Source organism: Streptomyces sp. NPDC002513, assembly GCF_053595355.1.
Genome location: NZ_JBSFXK010000004.1, coordinates 41,916 through 60,313 on the forward strand (window position 1 = coordinate 41,916; position 18,398 = coordinate 60,313).

Sequence of the window (18,398 nt, forward strand, 5' to 3'; positions counted from 1 at the left end):
GTGGTTTCACTGCGGAGGCTACGGGCGCGTTTTCGAAAAGTAAACAGGTTCGGGCATGGGAACGGACACACCCGGGCGTGTGCGGTCTGGACGGACCCCAGCACGACGGCGCCCGGCGGGCGCGCGCAGAACGCGACCCGCCGGGCGCCGTGGGCCCCGCGCGCATTCAGGGACGAGCCCCGCACACGCCCAGGGACGAGCCCCGCACACGCTCAGGAGACGAGCACCCGCTCCTCAACGGACCCCGTGTCCGCGTCCTCCGCGCCCTCCACGTGCTGCGCCGGCCGCTTCGGCAGCGCGAACATCAGCAGGAAGATCACCACCAGCACCGCCGCGACCCAGCCCAGCGCGTGCTGGAAGGCGCGCACGAAGGCCGGACCCACCGCGGCGGGGGCGAGCCGGTCGTCGATCTCACCGAAGAAGACCACCGACACCAGTCCGAGGCCGAGCGCGTTGCCCATCTGCTGCACCGTGTTGATCAGCCCCGACGCCGAACCGGAGTGCTCCCGCGGCACCTCGGAGAGGACCGCGTCCGTCAGCGGCGCGACGATCAGGCCCATGCCCAGGCCCATGACCACCAGCGGCAGCGCCATCTGCCAGGAGGCGATGGACTGGCCGTACCGATGGGCCTCGGCGATGTAGACGAGCACACCCGCCGCCATCACCAGCGCGCCCGTCTGCAGCACCTTGCGGCCGAAGCGCGGGACCAGCTTCTGCACCGATATCCCGGCCGCCACCGAGACCGCGATGGAGAACGGCACACCGGTCAGACCGGCCCGCAGGGCGCTCCACCCGAGCCCCACCTGCATGTACAGCGTCCAGACCAGGAAGAAGACGCCGAGGCCGATTCCGAACACCGTCTGCACCGCGATGCCCGCGGCGAAGCTCTTCACCCGGAACAGCGACAGTTCGATGAGCGGGGAGCCGTCCCGGGCGGCCTTGCGCCGCTCGTACGCCACCAGCGCCCCGAAGACGACCAGCGCGCCCGCCATCGACGCGTACCCCCACAGCGGCCAGCCCAGCTCCCGGCCGCGCGTGAGCGGGTAGAGCAGCATCAGCAGACCGAGCGTGACCAGGGCCACCCCGACGAGATCGAGGCGCAGGGCCCGGGGGGCCTTCGACTCCGTGATGAAGCGCCGGCCGAGCAGATACGCCACGATGCCGACCGGCAGGTTGATCAGGAAGATGGGGCGCCACTGCAGCCCGAACAGGTTCCACTCGGTGAGCAGCGCGCCGAGCAGCGGCCCCGAGACGGCTCCCAGCCCGACGATGGCGCCGAAGAGACCGAAGACCTTGCCCCGCTCGTGCGCCGGGAAGGTGGCGTGCACGATCGACAGCACCTGCGGGACCATCATCGCGGCCATCGCGCCCTGCAGAATCCGCGAGGCGACGAGCATCTCCGGGTTGGCGGCGAAGCCGCACAGCGCGGACGCGAGCGTGAAGCCGCCGATGCCGATCAGGAAGAGGCGTTTGCGGCCGTGGATGTCGCCGAGCCGGCCACCGGTGATGAGCCCGGCGGCGAAGGCGAGCGCGTACCCCGCGGTGATCCACTGGATCTGACTGAAGGAGGCGCCCTCGTCACGCTGGATGGAGGGGATCGCGATGTTGACGATCGTGACGTCGACCAGGTCCATGAAGGCCGCGGCCATCACGATCGCGAGCGCGAACCAGCGACGCCGGTCGCTCGCGCCGGCCGGGTCACCGTCGGCCGGGCGCGCAGGGGCCGGATTCCCGTCGGCAGGATGCTTGTCGGCCGGGAGCCCGTCGGCCGCGTCGGTGCTGGGCGTGCTGTCGCTGGAGGTCATGCTCAGACGGTAAAGCCGCAATAGGTCAGATGATGTCCTCATTCTCATGCATCCTCGAACGTATGACGATCGACACTCCGGCCCGGCTCCTCCAGCTGCTGTCCCTGCTGCAGACTCCCCGCGAGTGGCCCGGCGGCGAGCTCGCCGAACGGCTCGGGGTGTCCCGGCGCACCGTCCGGCGTGACATCGACCGGCTGCGCGAGCTGGGTTACCCGGTCCAGGCCAGCAGGGGAGCCGACGGCGGGTACCGGCTGGTCGCCGGGAAGGCCATGCCGCCGCTCGTGCTCGACGACGAGGAGGCCGTGGCGATCGCGGTGGGACTGCGCGCGGGTGCCGGGCACGCGGTCGAGGGAGTGGAGGAGGCGTCCGTGCGGGCCCTGGCCAAACTCGAACAGGTGCTGCCGGGCCGGCTACGTCACCGCGTCACCACACTCCAGGCCGCCACCACCGCGCTGACCAGCGGCGACGGGGCGAGCATCGCGCCGGAAACACTGACCGTGATGGCCTCGACGATCGCGGGCCGGGAGCGGCTGCGTTTCGCATACCGCGCCAAGGACGGCACGGAGTCACGGCGCCTGGCCGAGCCGTACCGGCTGGTGTCGACGGGACGTCTCTGGTACCTCGTCGCCTACGATCTCGAACGCGTCGACTGGCGCACGTTCCGGGTCGACCGGGTCAGCGCCCCCTTCGCGACGGGCGAGCGGTTCACCCCGCGCGAGCTGCCGGCGAAGAGCGCGGCGGAGTATCTGCGGCGGTCGATGTACCGGCGGCAGGAGACCTACGAGTTCGAGGCGACCTTCGCCGCACCCGCGGACGTCGTGGCGGCGCGCCTGCCCCGGTGGTTCGACGCGCCCGAGCCCCTCGACGACCACAGGTGCCGGCTGCGGGGCGCGGCGAGCGACTCGGTGGAGTGGCTGGCGGTCCGCCTGGCCCTGGTGGACTGTGCCTTCACCGTCCACCGGCCACCGGAACTGGTCGCCTGCGCCCGGGACTTGGGGGCACGACTGAGCCGGGCGGCGGACGCCGGGCCGCCGCGAAAGGGCCGACCCGAGCCGGGTCGGCCCGATCCCTCAGCCGCTCCCCCACGCGAACTCCCCGAGAGCCTCGAGATTGCGTACGGCGAGCGCGGCCGGCCCGTCGGGACCGCCGGCCGGCCGGTCACCCGCGGCCCAGGTCTCCAGGGCCACACGGACGGCGGCGCCGGCGATGGCGGCCGCGAAACGGAGGGCGGGCGTGACGGCTGCTGACGTCTCGTCACCCCCTTGCGTCCGCTTCGCCAGCGCCTCCGCCAGCCCCCGCTCCGCGGCCCGGCAGATCTCGGCCCAGACCTTGGTGAGCGCGGAGTTGGTGTCGATGAGGCACAGCAGGGTGCGGACCCACTCCAGGGAGGTCGTGGAGACGCCGGCGCCCGGGGTCAGGGTGTGGATCGCCGCGTGGCGCAGGGCCTCGGCGACGGTCAGCCCGGCGGGGGCCTCACGGACCGCCTGTGTCCATTGGCGGGCGCCCTCGGAGAGCAGCGGCGCGAGCGCCTCCTCCTTGGTCGCGAAGTAGCGGTAGAAGGTGCGCGGGGCGACTCCGGCGGCGCGGGCGATGTCCTCGGCGCGGGTGGCGCGCAGGCCGTTCGCGATGAACAGGCCTGCGGCGGCCCGGGCGATCTCCATACGAGTCGCCGCCTTGCGCCGCTCGATCAGCGACTCACCCTTGTCGTGTTTGTCGCGCTTATCTCGCTTGGCGCGCCTCCCGCGCCCGTCGCGCGGATCGCGCTCGTCAAGCCCATCGCGCGGATCGCGCCCTCCGCGCTCGTCATGCCCGCCGCGCGGATCGCGCTCGTCAGGCAGAGGGGCACGCCCGTCCGCGGTCGAGCCCCCGGGTTGTCGCGTCGTACGGCGGGACGAGGACCCGCTCGTACGGTGGGTACCGGTCACGACGGCAGGTTATGCCGCTGTGACACAATCTGCCATCCGGGCCGCCCCGGGGTTCAGGTCCGGGGCGGCCCGGTCGGCCCGGGACTTGTTCCGGGCACAGGGAAGAGCCGGGTTCCGGCGCCGGGGGGGAGTGGCGCCGGAACCCGGCTCCGGAAGAGTCCCGCCGCCGGGGGGAGTGCGTCGGGACTCGGCTTGGGGGGACGGACCGCGGAGGTCCGGCCCGTACGGAAGAGGGCCCGCAGGTCTTGTGCCCCGGACCCGGCGGGTTGAAGCGACACGACAGCGCCGAGTCGCACCACCCTGCGCGGTCGCACAACCCGGCGCGCCGGGGCCGGTGTGCGCCCCGGCGCCGTGGCTGCCGTTACGCCGCCGCGTCGAACCCGGTGTCCCGGGCCAGCTTCTTCAGCTCCAGCAGCGCGTGCTTCTCGATCTGGCGGATGCGCTCACGCGTCAGGCCGTGCTCCTTGCCGACCTCCGTCAGGGTGCGCTCCCGGCCGTCCTCGATGCCGTACCGCATCTTGATGATCGACGCCGTGCGCTGATCGAGCCGGCCGATGAGGTCGTCCAGCTCCTCGCTGCGCAGCAGCGTGAGGACCGACTGCTCCGGCGACACCGCGGAGGTGTCCTCGAGCAGGTCACCGAACTGGGTCTCGCCCTCGTCGTCCACCGCCATGTTCAGCGACACCGGGTCGCGGGCCCAGTCGAGGACGTCGCTGACGCGCTCCGCCTTCGAGTCCAGCTCGGTCGCGATCTCGGCGGGCTCGGGGTCCCGGCCGTGCTCGCGGTTGAACTCGCGCTGCACCCGGCGGATCCGGCCCAGCTCCTCGACCAGGTGCACGGGCAGCCGGATGGTCCGGGACTGGTCGGCGATCGACCGCGTGATGGCCTGGCGGATCCACCAGGTCGCGTACGTCGAGAACTTGAAGCCCTTGCGGTAGTCGAACTTCTCGACCGCGCGCACCAGGCCGGCGTTGCCCTCCTGGATCAGGTCGAGCAGCGGCAGGCCACTGCGCGGGTAGCGTCGCGCGACCGCCACGACGAGCCGCAGATTGGACCGTATGAAGATGTCCTTGGCCCGCTCGCTCTCAGCGACGAGGGCCTCCAACTCCTCACGGGTGGCATCCGCCTTGGCCTCCTCCTCACCGTCGAGGATCTGCCGCGCGAACACACCGGCCTCGATGGCCTGGGACAGCTCGACCTCCTTGGCGGCGTCGAGCAGAGGTGTACGCGCGATCTCGTCGAGGTACATGCCGACCAGGTCGCGATCGGCGATCTCGCCGCCATGGGCGCGAACACTGTTTGCCGCGTCGACGGTCTCGCCTTCGGCGGCTCGGCGACGGGCGACGGCACGGGTTGCCATGCGTGCTCCCTTGCGATGGTGGGCGGGCGGTGGTCCTGTGGGCGCTGGGGGACACCCTTCCGGGTTCCCGGCATCCGAAGGAGACAACGACTGCAATCCGGACAGAATTCCCAACCTGTCCCTCGTTTTTTCTGATCATGCAGTACCCTGTCGCCCTCAAGGAGGCAGGATGTCGTCGGAACGCACAGAGGTGCAGGTCAGGCCGGGCATCGAGGACGACCTCGGGGCTCTCACGGACCTCTACAACCACTACGTACGCGAGACACCCCTCACCTTCGACACCGCGATCCTCACGCCGGAAGAGCGACGTCCTTGGCTGCTCTCCCACCTGGAAGACGGACCGCACCGGCTGATGGTTGCCGCGGACCGGGATTCACAGGAGATCCTGGGGTACGCCACCTCCAGCGGCTTGCGCGCGAAGCCCGCCTATGCGACCTCGGTGGAGGTCACGGTCTACCTCGCCCCCCACGCCACGGGCCGCGGTGTGGGCACGCGTCTGTACGAGGCCCTCTTCGGGGCGCTCGCCGACGAGGACCTCCACCGCGCGTACGCGGGCATCGCACAACCCAACGAAGCGTCCGTGCGCCTGCACGAACGCTTCGCTTTCCGGCATGTGGGCACCTACCGGCAGGTGGGCCGCAAGTTCGGCCGGTACTGGGACGTTGCCTGGTACGAGAAGGAGCTGTGACGGCGCGGCCGGTCAGCCGAACTGCACCGACCTCTTCGCCAGCCCCATCCAGAACCCGTCGATCACCGACCTCTGCGTGTCCAGCTCCCCCGTGGCGTCCGCCGCGCCCAGCGTCACGAAGAGCGGGGCGAAGTGTTCCGTGCGGGGATGGGCGAGCCGGCCCGCCGGCGACTTGCGGGTGAAGTCGATCAGCGCGTCGATGTCGCCGCCCTCCAGCGCGCGGTGGCCCCAGTCGTCGAACTCCGCCGACCAGCCGGGCACTCCCCCGCCCGGGTGGCGCAGGGCGGCGAGATTGTGGGTGAAGAAGCCGGAGCCGACGATCAGGACGCCCTCGTCGCGCAGCGGGGCCAGCTTGCGGCCGATCTCGACGAGCTTCTCCGGGTCGAGCGTCGGCAGGGAGATCTGCAGGACCGGGATGTCGGCCTCGGGGAACATCTCGACCAGCGGCACATACGCGCCGTGGTCCAGGCCGCGGTCCGGGAAGTCCTGGACCGGGATGCCGGGGGCGCGCAGCAGCTTGCGCACGGAGTCGGCGAGCTGCGGGGCGCCCGGGGCGGCGTAGGTCACCCGGTAGTAGTGCTCGGGAAAGCCCCAGAAGTCGTAGATCAGCGGGGCCGTCTCCACCGCGCCGAGGGCGAGCGGGGCCTCCTCCCAGTGAGCGGAGACCATGAGGATCGCCTTGGGCCGGGGCAGTCCGGCGGACCAGGCGGCCAGCTGGCCGGGCCAGACCGGGTCGTCGGCCAGCGGGGGCGCACCGTGACTGAGATAGAGGGCGGGCATGCGCTCGGGCGTGATGCGCTCCTCGGTGACGGCGGACATGGCGGCGGCTCCCTCCGGACAGGTTTACTTGAAACCTCAAGCTCATCACAGCGTAGCAGCCTACTTGTTTAAATTTCAAGAAGGAGCCTCGTAGAGTGGACCCATGAAGACGGCACCCGCTGAGGACACCCGCTGGCTCACCGACGAAGAGCAGCGCACGTGGCGTGCGTACCAGCACGCCGCCACCCTTCTCGAGGACCACCTGGACCGCCAGTTGCAGCGCGACGCGGGCATGCCGCACGTGTACTACGGGCTGCTCGTCCAGCTCGCGGAGGCGCCGCGCAGACGACTGCGCATGACCGAGCTGGCGATCGGGGCGAAGATCACCCGGTCCCGGCTCTCGCACGCCATCGCCCGCCTGGAGAAGAGCGGCTGGGTGCGCCGCGAGGAGTGTCCCTCCGACAAGCGAGGACAGGTCGCGGTCCTGACGGACGCGGGCTACGAGGTGCTGACCCGCACCGCGCCCGGGCATGTGGCGGCCGTGCGCCAGGCCCTGTTCGACCGGCTCACCCCCGAGCAGCAGAAGTCCCTCGGCGAGATCATGGCGGTCATCGCGGAGGGACTGCAGCCCAAGGAGGCGGGGGCGGACCTGCCCTGGCTCCGCTGAGCCCGGACGCACCTGCGCAGCCGCCCGAGCACACACCGCCGCCCCGGCCCCGCCGGGGTGGCGGAGCCGGGGCGGACCCGGGAGGCGTACGGGTGAGGGGCCCCCGCCCCTCACCCGTCACGCCGAGTTCCGTACGCGAAGTCCCGCGCGAAGGGCGCCTCATGGACGACGCCCCCGACCGGTTGCGTGGTCAGTGGGCGACCACCGGCACCTGCACCTCGTCCTCGGCGCCCTCGCCCTTGCCCGTGCCGGAGGCCTGCGGGGCACCCGGGCGTCCGGCGTTGACGAAGGTCAGGGCGATCACCGCGGCGAGCGCGAGCATGCCGGCGGCGACCCAGATCGCGTTCGAGTAGCCGTGCACCATGCCCTGGAGCTGGACCAGCTGCTGCTGAGGCTTGGAGGTCGCCGCCGCGATGTGGTCCTTGATGTAGGACGTGGTCGCCGAGGCCGCGATCGTGTTCAGCAGGGCCGTACCGATCGCGCCGCCCACCTGCTGGGAGGTGTTGACCATCGCGGAGGCGACACCGGCGTCCCGCGGCTGCACTCCGTACGTGGCCAGGGACATGGCCGGCATGAACGCCGAACCCATGCCGAGGCCGAGCAGCAGCAGGGCCGGCAGCACCAGGGCCGCGTACGAGGAACCGATCTCCAGCTGCGCGAGCAGCAGCATGCCGGAGGCCGCCACCAGGAAGCCGGGGCCCATCAGCAGCCGCGCGGGGACGCGGGTCATCAGCCGGGCGCCGATCTGGGTCGAACCGGTGATCATGCCGGCCACCATCGGCAGGAAGGCGAAGCCGGTCTTGACCGGCGAGTAGCCCTCCACGACCTGGAGGTAGTAGGTCAGGAAGAGGGTCGTGCCGAACATCGCGATGACCGCGAGGCCGAGGGAGAGGTAGACACCGCCCCGGTTGCGGTTGGTGACCACGCGCAGCGGCAGCAGCGGGGCCTTGACCCGGGACTCGGTGACCACGAAGGCCGCCAGCAGGACCGCCGCCGCGACGAACAGACCGACCGTCACGGAGTCGCTCCAGCCGTCGGACTCGGCGCGCGTGAAGCCGTAGACGAGGGAGATCAGGCCGAGGGTGGAGAGGATGACGCCCGGGATGTCGAGCGGTGAACGGTTGCGGCCGCCCTCCGGCTCCCGGATGACGAAGTAGGCGCCGGCCGCCGCGACGATGGCGAACGGGATGTTGACGAAGAACGTCCAGCGCCAGTCCAGGTACTCGGTGAGGAAACCGCCGAGGATCAGACCGACGGCGCCGCCGCCACCGGCGATCGCGCCGTAGATGCCGAACGCCTTGGCGCGCTCCTTGGCGTCCGTGAACATCACCGCGAGCAGGGACAGCGCGGCGGGGGCGAGCAGGGCTCCGAAGACACCCTGGAGGGCGCGGGCACCGAACATCATCGCGCCGGACTGCGCGGTGCCGCCGAGCGCGGAGGCCAGGGCGAAGCCGGTCAGGCCGATGACGAACGCCCGCTTGCGGCCCCACAGGTCGGCGACACGGCCGCCGAAGAGCAGCAGACCGCCGAAGGCGAGGGCGTACGCGGTGACGACCCACTGGCGGTTGCCGTCGGATATGCCGAGGTCGTGCTGGGCGGACGGCAGCGCGATGTTCACGATGGTGGCATCGAGGACGACCATCAGCTGGGCGAGCGCGATGAAGACAAGCGCCCGCCAGCGGTGGTTGTCGGGAGCGGAAGCGCCGGGGGCGCTTCGGGTTGTTGCTGACATGGAGGTACCCACTTCGGGACTGCGTGACGGAAAGATCGGAGCCGGCCGGAAACCAGGCGGAGCTAGCGATAACCAGTCGGAACTAGGAGGCGGAGAAGGGCGTCGAAAGGCACGGCGCGTCGACGGTGACGGCCGGGATGGTGCGGACTCCGCCGTTACAGACGGGTGAGGTTCGCGGAACTCATCGGTGTACAGGTCGCTGGTGCTCGCTACAGGTCGCTCAGGGTCGGCGCAGATCCTCCATGGTCACAGCCGCGCCCGGCAGCGCGGAGCAGGCCGGGGCCCGCAGTCCGTCCAGGAACAGCTGGAGATGACGGTGCACGAAGCGGTCGGCACTGAGACACGCCGTACCGGCCGGCGGTCTGCTGAGCTGGGCCACGGCGATCGTCAGATCACCGACGCCCACGTCGGAACGGAGCTGTCCGGCGGCCTTGGCCCGCTCCATGATCTCCTCGATGAGCCGCTCGATCCGTTCACGTGCGGCTTCCAGGTCGGGGTGGCTCTCGTCGAACGTGCTGGAGACCATCGGACACAGCGCGCTGAGCCGTTCGTCGGCTGCGGCGTGCGCGAAGCGCTCCAGCGCCTCGAAGGCGTCGGCACACTCGGCGAGCGCCCGCTCGGCCTCCTCGGACGTGCGGTCGAGGACCGAGCAGACGACCTCGCGGGCGAGTGCGTCGCGATCGGGGAAGTTGCGGTACACCGTGGCATTGCCGACACCGGCCCGGCGGGCGATCTCGTCGAACGGCACGCCGGGGCCGAACTCGACGAACATCTCCCGGGCGGCGTTGACGATCCGCTCCCGGTTGCGCAGGGCGTCGGCGCGCGGCCTGGACGCTCGGCGCCGCACGGGGGTCGCGGTCGCTGTCGGCACGGCCTACTCCTCGGGCGAGTGGAATGCGATCCGGGGATTCGCTCCCCAGTTCGCTTGGACACCGGTCTAAACGGGGATTGGGTCCCCGGTTATTCCCCCCGCGACCCGCCTTCCCGTGAGCTGCGTCACATCCTCGGCCCGGACGTGAAGGCATCCACCCCACCAGGACACGGTTCACTCCTCCCCTCGCCTGGCTTCACCCCGGCCGCGCCCGAGAACCCCTCGTTCGGTCTCCTCCAGCGCGCGCCCCCGGATCACGCGCCACAGGGTGATCGCAAGGGTGCAGCCGGAGACCGGCGGCTGCCGTGGGAGCGGAGGGCCACCGCATGCAGCCGTCCCGACGCCGGGTACGCCCTCGCCGCACCGCCTCCCTCGCCTCGGTCACCGCTCTGACCCTGGCGGTCTCCACCTCCGCCGGCACCGGACAGCTCACCGTAGACCCCACGACGGCGGGGCCCGTCGCCCCGGCCCGTTCCGAGGCGCTGCGTCCCTGCATGATCCACGGCCACCCGAACATCCAGATGCCCGAAGGCATCCCGACCCTCTCCGGCTACGCCCACTCCACCGGCACCGTCCACGCCCTGACCCTGATGATCGACTTCTCCGACGCGCCCGGCCAGGGCAGCGCGCTCGACCGGTTCGCGGAGTTCTTCCCGCAGACCCGGCAGTGGTTCACCGCCAGCTCCTACGGCCGCCTCGACTACCGCCCCGAGACCCCCATACGCCACTGGCTGCGGATGCCCAAGCCGTTCAAGGCCTACGGGATAGAGCGCGGCGCCCCCTTCGACCCCGGCTACCGCCGGCTCGTCCAGGACATCGTCGCCGCCGCCGGCGCGAAGGTGGACTTCCGCCGCTACGACCTGCTGAACGTGCTGGCCACCCCGAACGCCGGGCCCTCCGCCCTAGACACCGTCCTGTCCGTGACCTTCGCGGGCAACACCGACGCCCCCCTCGCCGACGGCGTCCCCGTCGCCAACGCGTCCTTCATCTACAGCCGCCAGGACGACGGCTCGGGCTCCTACTCGACGACCGGCTACCGGGTGCTGCCCCACGAGAACAGCCATACCTTCGGCCTGCCCGACCTCTACACCCAGGAGGGCGGCACCGCCGTCGGGCACTGGGACATCATGAGCGAGGACTGGGGCGCCGACAACGACCTGCTCGGCTGGCACAAGTGGAAGCTCGGCTGGCTCGACGACTCCCAGGTCGCCTGCGTCACGGGGCGCGGCACGACCGCGTACACGCTGACCCCGCTGGCCCGGACCGGCGGCCGCAAGCTGGTCTTCGTACCGCTCAGCTCCCGGGCCGGATACGCCCTGGAGCTGCGCACCCGCGAGGGCAACGACGCGGCGGTGTGCCGGCCCGGCATCCTCGTCTACCACGTCGATGCGGACGTCGACACCGGCAGCGGGCCCATCACGGTCTACGACTCCAGGCCCGGCAGCGGCGGCTGCACCCGCAGCCCCAACGTGCAGGCCGAGCTGTCCGACGCGACGTTCGTCCCCGGGCAGTCCTTCAGGGACAAGAGGGCGGGCGTCGTCATCACCGTGGTGGGGAAGGACCGGTCGGGCGCCTACCGGGTGCAGGTGACCCGCCGGTGAACCCGGCCCCCGCCGATGCCCCCTCCCACCGAAGGAAAGGCGTCCCGGGCCGCCCTGCCAGGTGACCGGCACGGCCGATACGGGCGGCCCGGCATTACCGTGACCTCATGTTCCCGAACGTCACGCCGGGCGCGGACACCGCGGTACCCGACGAAGCGGTCATGCCCCTCATGCGGGGGCTCACCGTGCTGCGGCGGCTGAACGACGCCGACGGCTGCTGCAGCCTCAGCGGCCTGGAACGGGCCACCGGCCTCGCCCGGTCCACGGTCGACCGGATCACGGCGACCCTCGCGCGCATGGGCTACGTACGGCTCGACGGCCGGGACGCCGTGCTCGCGCCGGGGCTGACCGAGCTGGGCAACGCCTATCTGGCGGCACTGCGGCTGCCGGAACTCCTGAACCCCCACGCGGACGCGCTCGCCGACGAGTTGGACGAGTCGGTGTCGCTCGCGGTCGCCGACCTGGACGGCATCCGCTTCGTCCACCAGGCGACCCGGCGCCGCGCGATGTCGCTGAGCTTCCGCATCGGCGACCTGCTGCCCGCCGAACGCACCGCCCCGGGACCGCTGTTCGCCACCGAGTGGGACGAGACGGACTGGAAGCGATGGCATGACCGGCGGGCCGCCGACCCCGAGGACCGCGGCTTTCCGGCGGTGCCGGCGCGCAGCCGCCCGCTCGACGGGGACGCGACCGGCGCCCTGGGGGACGACTTCGAGCAGCGCACCGGCTGGGCGCGGGAGCACGGGTGGGCGCTGGACGACCAGTTGATCGAGCCGGGGCTGGTGGCGCTCGCGATGCCCGTACGGGAACCCGGCGGCCGGATCGCCTGTGCGGTCAGCGTGGTGAGCCACACCAGCCGGCACTCGGCGGACGGCCTGCGCCGCACGCTGCTGCCGCGGCTGCGCACGGCGGTGGCGGCGATGGAGCGGACGCTGCGCGAGGCGCCGCCCGCCGTGCGCACCACCCCGTCCGGGCTCGCGGCCTGGACCGGGGCGTCCAAGCAGGAACTGGGGCGGGGGTTCGTGGAGTCGCTGGCCCGCGGGCTGACCGTGATCACGTCGTTCGGCGAGGGGCGCTCCGCACTGACGCTGACCGAGGTGGCGGAGGCGACGGGGCTGGCGCGGGCGACGGCACGGCGGGCGCTGATCACGCTGGAGCACCTCGGGTACGTCACCGCGCACGGCCGTACCTTCCGGCTCACCCCGCGCGTTCTGGGCCTCGGCTTCCCTGCGTTGTCCCGGGCGGCGCTGGCGGACATCGCCGCCCCGCATCTGACCGCCCTCTCCCATCTCCTGCACGAGTCCGCCTCGTTGGCGGTCCTGACGGGCGACGACATCCAGTACACCGCGCGGGTGGCGCCGAACCGCATCATGAGCGTCCACATCGCCCTCGGCAGCCGCCTGCCGGCGTACGCGACCTCGCTGGGCCGGGTGATGCTGGCGGACCTGTCCGAGCCCGCGCTGCCGCGGCCGGTCGCGCTGACGTCGCGGACGGTCACGGATCCGGACGAGCTGCGGGCCGTGCTCGGCCGTGTCCGGCGCGAAGGATTCGCGCTGGTGGACGGGGAGTTGGAGGAGGGGCTGCGGTCGATCGCGGTGCCGGTGCGGGAGCGCGGGGGCCGGGTGGTGGCGGCGGTGAACGTCGCCCTGCACAGCAGCCGCCGTACGCGGGAGGAGTGCGTGAGCGAGATCCTGCCGGAGCTGCGCGCGACGGCGACACGGATCGAGGCGGACCTGCACAGGGCGGGGCGGTTCCGGCAGGTGCCGAGCATGTGAGGGCGCACGGCACCCGACGACGTACCGGTACGGCACCGCCCGCCCGCGCTCCGGGCACCCGGCGACACCAACCGGTCCGGAGGGTCAGCTCGCCTCCGCCCGCCGCCCCGCCGCCACCACTGCCCGCAGCCCCCGCGCCGAGGCTATGCGGGGCAGGAGCAGCGACCAGAAGCGGGTGAGGGTGGTGTGGGACAGCCAGCGCACATCGCACTCCCCGAGCGCGGCGAAGCCGACCGTCGCCCCGACCACCGTGGCCACCAGATCGCGCGGCGGCACGTCGGAGAGCAGCCCCTCGTGCGCGGCTCGTACGACGGCGTCCTCCACCCACGCGTGCCACCGCCCGTACAGGCTTCCGCCCGGGCGGTCATCCCGCGCCTTGTCGTCGAGGTCGAACCCGGCGCGCAGGACGACGTCGTGGCGCAGGCCCTGCAGCAGCGCGTGGCTCGTGTCGACGAGCGCCTGAAGGGAACCGCCGAGCTGCGGCGGCGGCCGCTCGGCGGAGGTGATCCGCCGAAACCGCCGGGCCGCCGCGTCCCGCACCGCCGACGCGAGTGCGGCCTTGCTGGGGAAGTGGAAGTGCAGCGCGCCGTTGCTGACCCCCGCCCGGGAGCTGATCGCCGAGAGCGCGACCGACTCGAAGCCGTCCTGCGTGAAGAGTTCGGCGGCGGACTGGATCAAGGCGTTGCGCGTTCGCACCGCACGTTCCTGCTTGGCCATCACACGCTCCGTGGGGACTGGATCAGGAGCATAACAAACCGCTTATGCGGTTTTCAATTGCACGAGCAACCACCTCGGGAGCACCTCCGTGCCGCACTCGGAAGGGCGGAATCCCGTCGCCCGAAAGGGCAGGATCCTGCCCGAACCGGCGGAGAAAACGCATCAGTTCGGCCGCAGTACGACCGGAAGTGATCCGTATCCGTTCACGATGAAGGATCGCACCGGCTCGACCTCCCCCAGCGGAATTACAGACTCCAGATCGGGGAAGCGGGTGAAGAGCGCCGACAGCGCGGTGGTCGCCTCGAGCCGGGCCAACGGCGCGCCCACACAGCGGTGCACGCCGTACCCGAAGCCCAGGTCGTCCCGCCGGCCGGCCCTCAGCACGTCGAAGACACCGACGTCGTTCCCGTACGCCTCCGGATCCGAGACCGCACCGGCGAAGGAGACCAGGATCGGGTCGCCCTTCTCGATCCGTACGCCGTCCAGGTCGATGTCCTCGACGGCGAAGCGCATCGGCGAGTACGCGGCGGGGCTGTGCGTGCGCAGCGTCTCACCGACCGCGTCCGCCCAGTCGGCACGGCCCTCCCGCACATGCGCGCGCTGTTCCGGATGGGCCAGCAGCGCGCCGATCGTGTTGATGATGAAGGTGCAGGTGGTCTCCTGGCCGGCGGCGATCATCAGATAGAGGGTGCCGAGGAGTTCCTGCTCGGTCAGCCGGCCGTCGGCGCCGTCGCTGACCTCGATCAGGGCGGTCGTCAGATCGTCACCGGGCGCGGCCCGCTTCGCGGCGACCAGTACGGCCAGCATCCCGAACACCCGTACCTGCGCCGCGGCCATCTCGTCGCCGGGCACGGCCGTACCGAACACCAGGTCCAGGTCCGCGCACAGGGGTTCACGGTCCTCCTCCGCGACACCGAACAGCTCGCAGATCACCCGCATGGGCAGCGGATTGGCGAACCGGGCCCGCAGATCGACCGGTTCACCCGCCGGCAGCGCGGCCAGTTCGTCGAGCAGCGCCTCGGTGATCTCCTCGACACGGGGCCGCAGAGCCTGGGTGCGGCGCGCGGTGAAGGCCGCGGCGACCAGCCGGCGCAGGCGCCCGTGCCGCTCCCCGTAGGCGAAGAGCATGTTCTCGTTCGCCACCCACGGGTAGAGCGGCCAGTCCTCACTGACGCGGCCCTCGACGAAGTCGGGCCAGTGCCGCCGGGCGTCCTTCGACACCCGGGGATCCATGAGGAGTTGTTTGACGTACTTCTGCCGCACGACGGCCCAGGCGCGCACCCCGCCGGGCAGTTCCACCTCGGCGGCCGACCCCTGCGCCCGCACCATGGCGGTCTCGCCCGCCAGATCACGCCCCGTCACATCGAGGGCGTACGGGCATCCGTTCATCTCCATCCGTGCACTCCGTTCGGTCAGTCAGCCCGTTCGGCATACGACGCGGTACACCACCCGGCGCACCACGGTGGAACTCACGCACCTGCACAGAGGAGACACACCCACCCTCCCCGTAGGGGAGCCGGGCGGATGCGTCCGCCCGGCTCCCCCGCCCCCTTCCCCCGTCCCCTCCCCCGTCGGATTCCCCCGTCCCCTCGCCCGGCGGACCCCCGCCGGGACCTGCGGCGCGACAGCGGCCCGCGTGCCGCCTCCGCGCCCCGCCCCGTCACCCAGCCGCGCTCGCCGCCTCCGACCGGCGCTGCCTCATGGCGGCCTCGTACACCTTCGCCCCCCGGTCCGGGGAGAAGTCCAGACGGACCAGCACTCCCGGCACGGCGACCGAGGGCATCAGATGCCGGTAGAGATCCGCGACCCGCTCGGCCAGGTCCGCCCGCTCGGTCATGATCCGCGAAAGGACCTGGACGCCCGTGAAGGCCCCCACGAACAGCGGGGCGAGAGCCGCGACATCGGCGTGCGGCAGGATCTCGCCCCGCAGCTTGGCCTCCTCGAAGAGGGACCGCGTGTGCTCGGTCCACGCCTGCATCGGCACCCGCCGGTTGAGGTGGTCCTTCGGCGACCCCTGGTCCACGGTCAGCCGCACACTGCCCTGGACGATCGGGTCACCGGTGTCCTTGCGGAGCAGATAGGCCAGCAGCAGCGCCTCGTCCAGCGACTCCTGCAACCTCAGCTCCTGCCGCGGCACGCGCGGGAGGGAGGAGACCTGCGCGGCCAGGACGGCCTGGGCCAGCTCCTCCTTCGAGGAGAAGTGGAAGTAGAGGGCACCCTTGGTGACCCCCGACCTCTGCAGTACGTCGGAGATCGTCGCCGCCTCGTATCCGACCTCGTCGAACACCTCGGCCGCGGCGAGCAGAATCGCCTGCCGCGTCCGAATGGCCCGCTCCTGCCGTGCCACACGCACCCTCCGCACCAGCCCGCACCGCGGGCAAGGGACCGGACGGTCCCTGTCGATGCTTCAGGACAATAAAACCAGCCATACGGTTTTTCAACCCTGAGGCTTCAGCCCCCTGATTAAGCCCATATCACCCATAAAATCCGGCGTGAAAATCCACGTATCGACAGCGACCCCCGGGCCTCGGCACAGAGGGCCCTTGAAAGAGAAACCGGATGGTACGTATCTTCGCTCCCGCGCTTCACACCTGCCCGAACCCACCCAGGGGGAAGCCCGATGACCGTCACGACGTCCGAGATCCCCGCGCAGGCAGCCCCCGCCGGGCACCCGGTCGCCGGCGAACTCGCGCGCCTCCTCTTCGAGGGCCCGCACCGCGAGCGCCGGCACGGCGTCTGGCGCAGGACGATCTCCGGCCCCGCGTTCTCGTACCGCCCCGGGCTGCCCCCGGCCGAGCGGGCCGCGCTCTCCTACGACCGTCTGCGCCTGCTCGACGACGTCCTCGACGACCCCGGGCGGTTCGCGGCCGACCCGCACCGGCTGGCCGCGCTGCACGAGTGGATCGGGCCGGTGGACGGAGGGCTGACCACCCTCGCGAGCATCCACTACAACCTGTTCCTCGGCAGCCTCGTCGACCACGACCACGAGGGCCGCGACCTGTCCCCCTTCACCGCGCGGTGCAACACAGGAACGTTTCTGTGTACCGAGTCGGAGCACGGCAACGACGTAGCCGCGATGGAGACCCTCGCGGTCTACGACCGCGCGAGCGACGGCTTCCGCCTGCACACCCCGACCCCCGGCGCGCGGAAGTTCATGCCCAACACCAGCCTGACCGGGGGCCCCAAGACCGCGGTCGTCGCGGCCCGGCTCCTCGTCGACGACGAGGACCAGGGCGTCTTCCTCTTCCTCACCCCGCTGAGCGACGAGAGCGGACATCTGCCCGGGGTCACGGTCCGCCGGTTGCCCGACCGCACCGGCACCCCCGTCGACCACTGCCTCACCTCCTTCGACCACCTGTGGCTGCCGCGCGAGGCGCTCCTGGAGGCCGACCACGGCCGTCTGGACCGCGACGGCACCCTCACCAGCAACCTCGGCAACAAACGCAAGCGGCTCCTGCGCTCCATCAACCGCGTCACCATGGGCAAACTCTGCATGAGCGCCGGCACCCTCGGCATGGCCCGCGCCGCGCTCACCATCGCGGTCCGCTACGCCCACAGCCGCCTCATCGCCGGACCCCGGGCCGGCGAGCGCATCCCGCTCGCCGCCCACCGCAGCCACCACAGCCGGCTGCTCGACGGGCTGGCGACGGCGTATGCGATGACGTTCCTGCACCGCACGGTGGTCGACCGGTTCGCCGCGCACACCGAGGAGGACCGCGAGGAGGTCGAGCGGCTCACGGCCGTCGCCAAGGGCTGGATCACCTGGCAGGCACGGGAGATCGCCACCGAGTGCCGCGAACGCTGCGGCGCACAGGGCCTGTTCCCCGCCAACGGCATAGCGGACCTGCCCGCGAACATCGAGGGCGGCATCACCGCCGAGGGCGACAACCTGGTGATCTGGGTGAAGGCCGCCTCCGAGATGGTCTTCGGCCACGAGTCCGCGAAGCCGGGGGCGCTGCCGGCCGGAGAGCTGACGGACCTGCCCTTCCTCCGGGGCCTGCTCGCCCGGGCCGAGGCCGTCTGGCAGGCCAGGGCCCGCACCGCCCTGCGCGAGGGCCCGTCCGGCGACCCGGTCGGCCGCTGGAACGTCACCTCGTCCGCCGCACTGGAGATGGTCTCGGCCCACGCTTGTCTGCAGGCAGCGGACGCCTTCGCCGCGGCGGCCGACCGGGCGGCGGACCCGAGGGCGGCCACGCTGCTGCGCTCCCTGTGCCGTCTGTTCCTGCTCCGACGGCTCCGCGAGCACACCGGCGACCTGCTCGTCGAAGGCCATCTCACACCGGACCAGGTCCGCGCGCTGCCGAAGACCCTGGACGCGACCGTCGCCGGCCTCGCGCCGCACATGATGCCCCTGGTGGACGCGTTCGACCTCCCAGCGGAACTGCTGTCCGCGATCCCGATCGCGAGCGGAGGAACGATCGTACGCACCCTGCCGGACCACGACCCGTCCCCGCACTGACATCGCCGGGACGCCCCAGCGCCCGCGTCCGATACCGTG

General features: G+C 71.7%; 14 protein-coding genes and 1 pseudogene. 6 read left to right on the forward strand and 9 right to left on the reverse strand.

The genetic code is table 11. The annotated features are described in order from the left end of the window. Nucleotides 1–212 precede the first annotated feature (212 nt). Nucleotides 213–1,649, reverse strand: a complete 1,437-nt coding sequence (locus tag ACWD5Q_RS04240; protein ID WP_451425652.1) for an MFS transporter — start codon at nucleotides 1,647–1,649, stop codon at nucleotides 213–215. Nucleotides 1,650–1,867: 218 nt separating this feature from the next. Between ACWD5Q_RS04240 and ACWD5Q_RS04245 the strand changes: the two are divergent. Continuing rightward, a pseudogene (locus tag ACWD5Q_RS04245) lies at nucleotides 1,868–2,830 on the forward strand (helix-turn-helix transcriptional regulator); the annotation flags it as partial. Nucleotides 2,831–2,875: 45 nt separating this feature from the next. On the opposite strand, the gene ACWD5Q_RS04250 reads toward ACWD5Q_RS04245, so the two are convergent. Next, the gene (locus ACWD5Q_RS04250; protein WP_451425467.1) at nucleotides 2,876–3,730 is read right to left on the reverse strand and encodes a TetR/AcrR family transcriptional regulator; all 855 of its coding nucleotides are present in this window, start codon (nucleotides 3,728–3,730) and stop codon (nucleotides 2,876–2,878) included. A 361-nt stretch (nucleotides 3,731–4,091) separates the two neighbouring features. After that, the gene (locus ACWD5Q_RS04255) at nucleotides 4,092–5,090 is read right to left on the reverse strand and encodes a sigma-70 family RNA polymerase sigma factor (protein ID WP_451425468.1); all 999 of its coding nucleotides are present in this window, start codon (nucleotides 5,088–5,090) and stop codon (nucleotides 4,092–4,094) included. A gap of 169 nt (nucleotides 5,091–5,259) precedes the next feature. Here ACWD5Q_RS04255 and ACWD5Q_RS04260 point away from each other — a divergent pair, with 169 nt between their 5' ends. Then, nucleotides 5,260–5,778: an N-acetyltransferase family protein gene (locus tag ACWD5Q_RS04260; protein WP_451425469.1), complete on the forward strand. Its 519-nt coding sequence runs from the start codon at nucleotides 5,260–5,262 to the stop codon at nucleotides 5,776–5,778. Nucleotides 5,779–5,790: 12 nt separating this feature from the next. On the opposite strand, the gene ACWD5Q_RS04265 is transcribed toward ACWD5Q_RS04260, so the two are convergent. After that, nucleotides 5,791–6,558: a dioxygenase family protein gene (locus ACWD5Q_RS04265; protein ID WP_451425653.1), complete on the reverse strand. Its 768-nt coding sequence runs from the start codon at nucleotides 6,556–6,558 to the stop codon at nucleotides 5,791–5,793. A gap of 142 nt (nucleotides 6,559–6,700) precedes the next feature. On the opposite strand from ACWD5Q_RS04265, the gene ACWD5Q_RS04270 reads away from it, so the two are divergent. Then, nucleotides 6,701–7,204 (forward strand): MarR family winged helix-turn-helix transcriptional regulator, encoded by a 504-nt coding sequence (locus tag ACWD5Q_RS04270; RefSeq protein ID WP_451425470.1) that lies wholly within the window; start codon nucleotides 6,701–6,703, stop codon nucleotides 7,202–7,204. 190 nt (nucleotides 7,205–7,394) lie between these two features. On the opposite strand, the gene ACWD5Q_RS04275 is transcribed toward ACWD5Q_RS04270, so the two are convergent. Both ACWD5Q_RS04275 and ACWD5Q_RS04280 read right to left on the reverse strand, forming a co-directional pair. Further along, complete coding sequence (locus tag ACWD5Q_RS04275; RefSeq protein WP_451425471.1) at nucleotides 7,395–8,936, reverse strand: MFS transporter; 1,542 nt, start codon at nucleotides 8,934–8,936, stop codon at nucleotides 7,395–7,397. Nucleotides 8,937–9,156: 220 nt separating this feature from the next. Then, entirely contained in the window at nucleotides 9,157–9,807 is a 651-nt protein-coding gene (locus tag ACWD5Q_RS04280; RefSeq protein ID WP_451425472.1) for a TetR/AcrR family transcriptional regulator, read from the reverse strand. 326 nt (nucleotides 9,808–10,133) lie between these two features. Between ACWD5Q_RS04280 and ACWD5Q_RS04285 the strand changes: the two genes are divergently transcribed. Beyond that, nucleotides 10,134–11,408 carry a M6 family metalloprotease domain-containing protein gene (locus ACWD5Q_RS04285; protein ID WP_451425473.1) on the forward strand — a complete coding sequence of 425 codons (1,275 nt, stop codon included), beginning with the start codon at nucleotides 10,134–10,136 and terminating at the stop codon, nucleotides 11,406–11,408. Between the two features lie 107 nt (nucleotides 11,409–11,515). Further along, nucleotides 11,516–13,183: an IclR family transcriptional regulator domain-containing protein gene (locus tag ACWD5Q_RS04290; protein ID WP_451425474.1), complete on the forward strand. Its 1,668-nt coding sequence runs from the start codon at nucleotides 11,516–11,518 to the stop codon at nucleotides 13,181–13,183. Nucleotides 13,184–13,267: 84 nt separating this feature from the next. Here the strand turns inward: ACWD5Q_RS04290 and ACWD5Q_RS04295 are convergent, their stop codons facing one another. The 3 genes from ACWD5Q_RS04295 to ACWD5Q_RS04305 all read right to left on the reverse strand — a co-directional run bounded on the left by ACWD5Q_RS04295 (nucleotide 13,268) and on the right by ACWD5Q_RS04305 (nucleotide 16,247). Then, the gene (locus ACWD5Q_RS04295; protein ID WP_451425475.1) at nucleotides 13,268–13,900 is read right to left on the reverse strand and encodes a ScbR family autoregulator-binding transcription factor; all 633 of its coding nucleotides are present in this window, start codon (nucleotides 13,898–13,900) and stop codon (nucleotides 13,268–13,270) included. Between the two features lie 162 nt (nucleotides 13,901–14,062). Then, nucleotides 14,063–15,295 (reverse strand): cytochrome P450 family protein, encoded by a 1,233-nt coding sequence (locus ACWD5Q_RS04300; protein ID WP_451425476.1) that lies wholly within the window; start codon nucleotides 15,293–15,295, stop codon nucleotides 14,063–14,065. Between the two features lie 265 nt (nucleotides 15,296–15,560). Beyond that, a complete protein-coding gene (locus ACWD5Q_RS04305) occupies nucleotides 15,561–16,247 on the reverse strand; it encodes a ScbR family autoregulator-binding transcription factor (protein WP_451425477.1) in 687 nt (228 codons plus the stop codon). A 273-nt stretch (nucleotides 16,248–16,520) separates the two neighbouring features. Between ACWD5Q_RS04305 and ACWD5Q_RS04310 the strand changes: the two genes are divergently transcribed. After that, the gene (locus tag ACWD5Q_RS04310; protein WP_451425478.1) at nucleotides 16,521–18,359 is read left to right on the forward strand and encodes an acyl-CoA dehydrogenase family protein; all 1,839 of its coding nucleotides are present in this window, start codon (nucleotides 16,521–16,523) and stop codon (nucleotides 18,357–18,359) included. Nucleotides 18,360–18,398 lie beyond the last annotated feature (39 nt).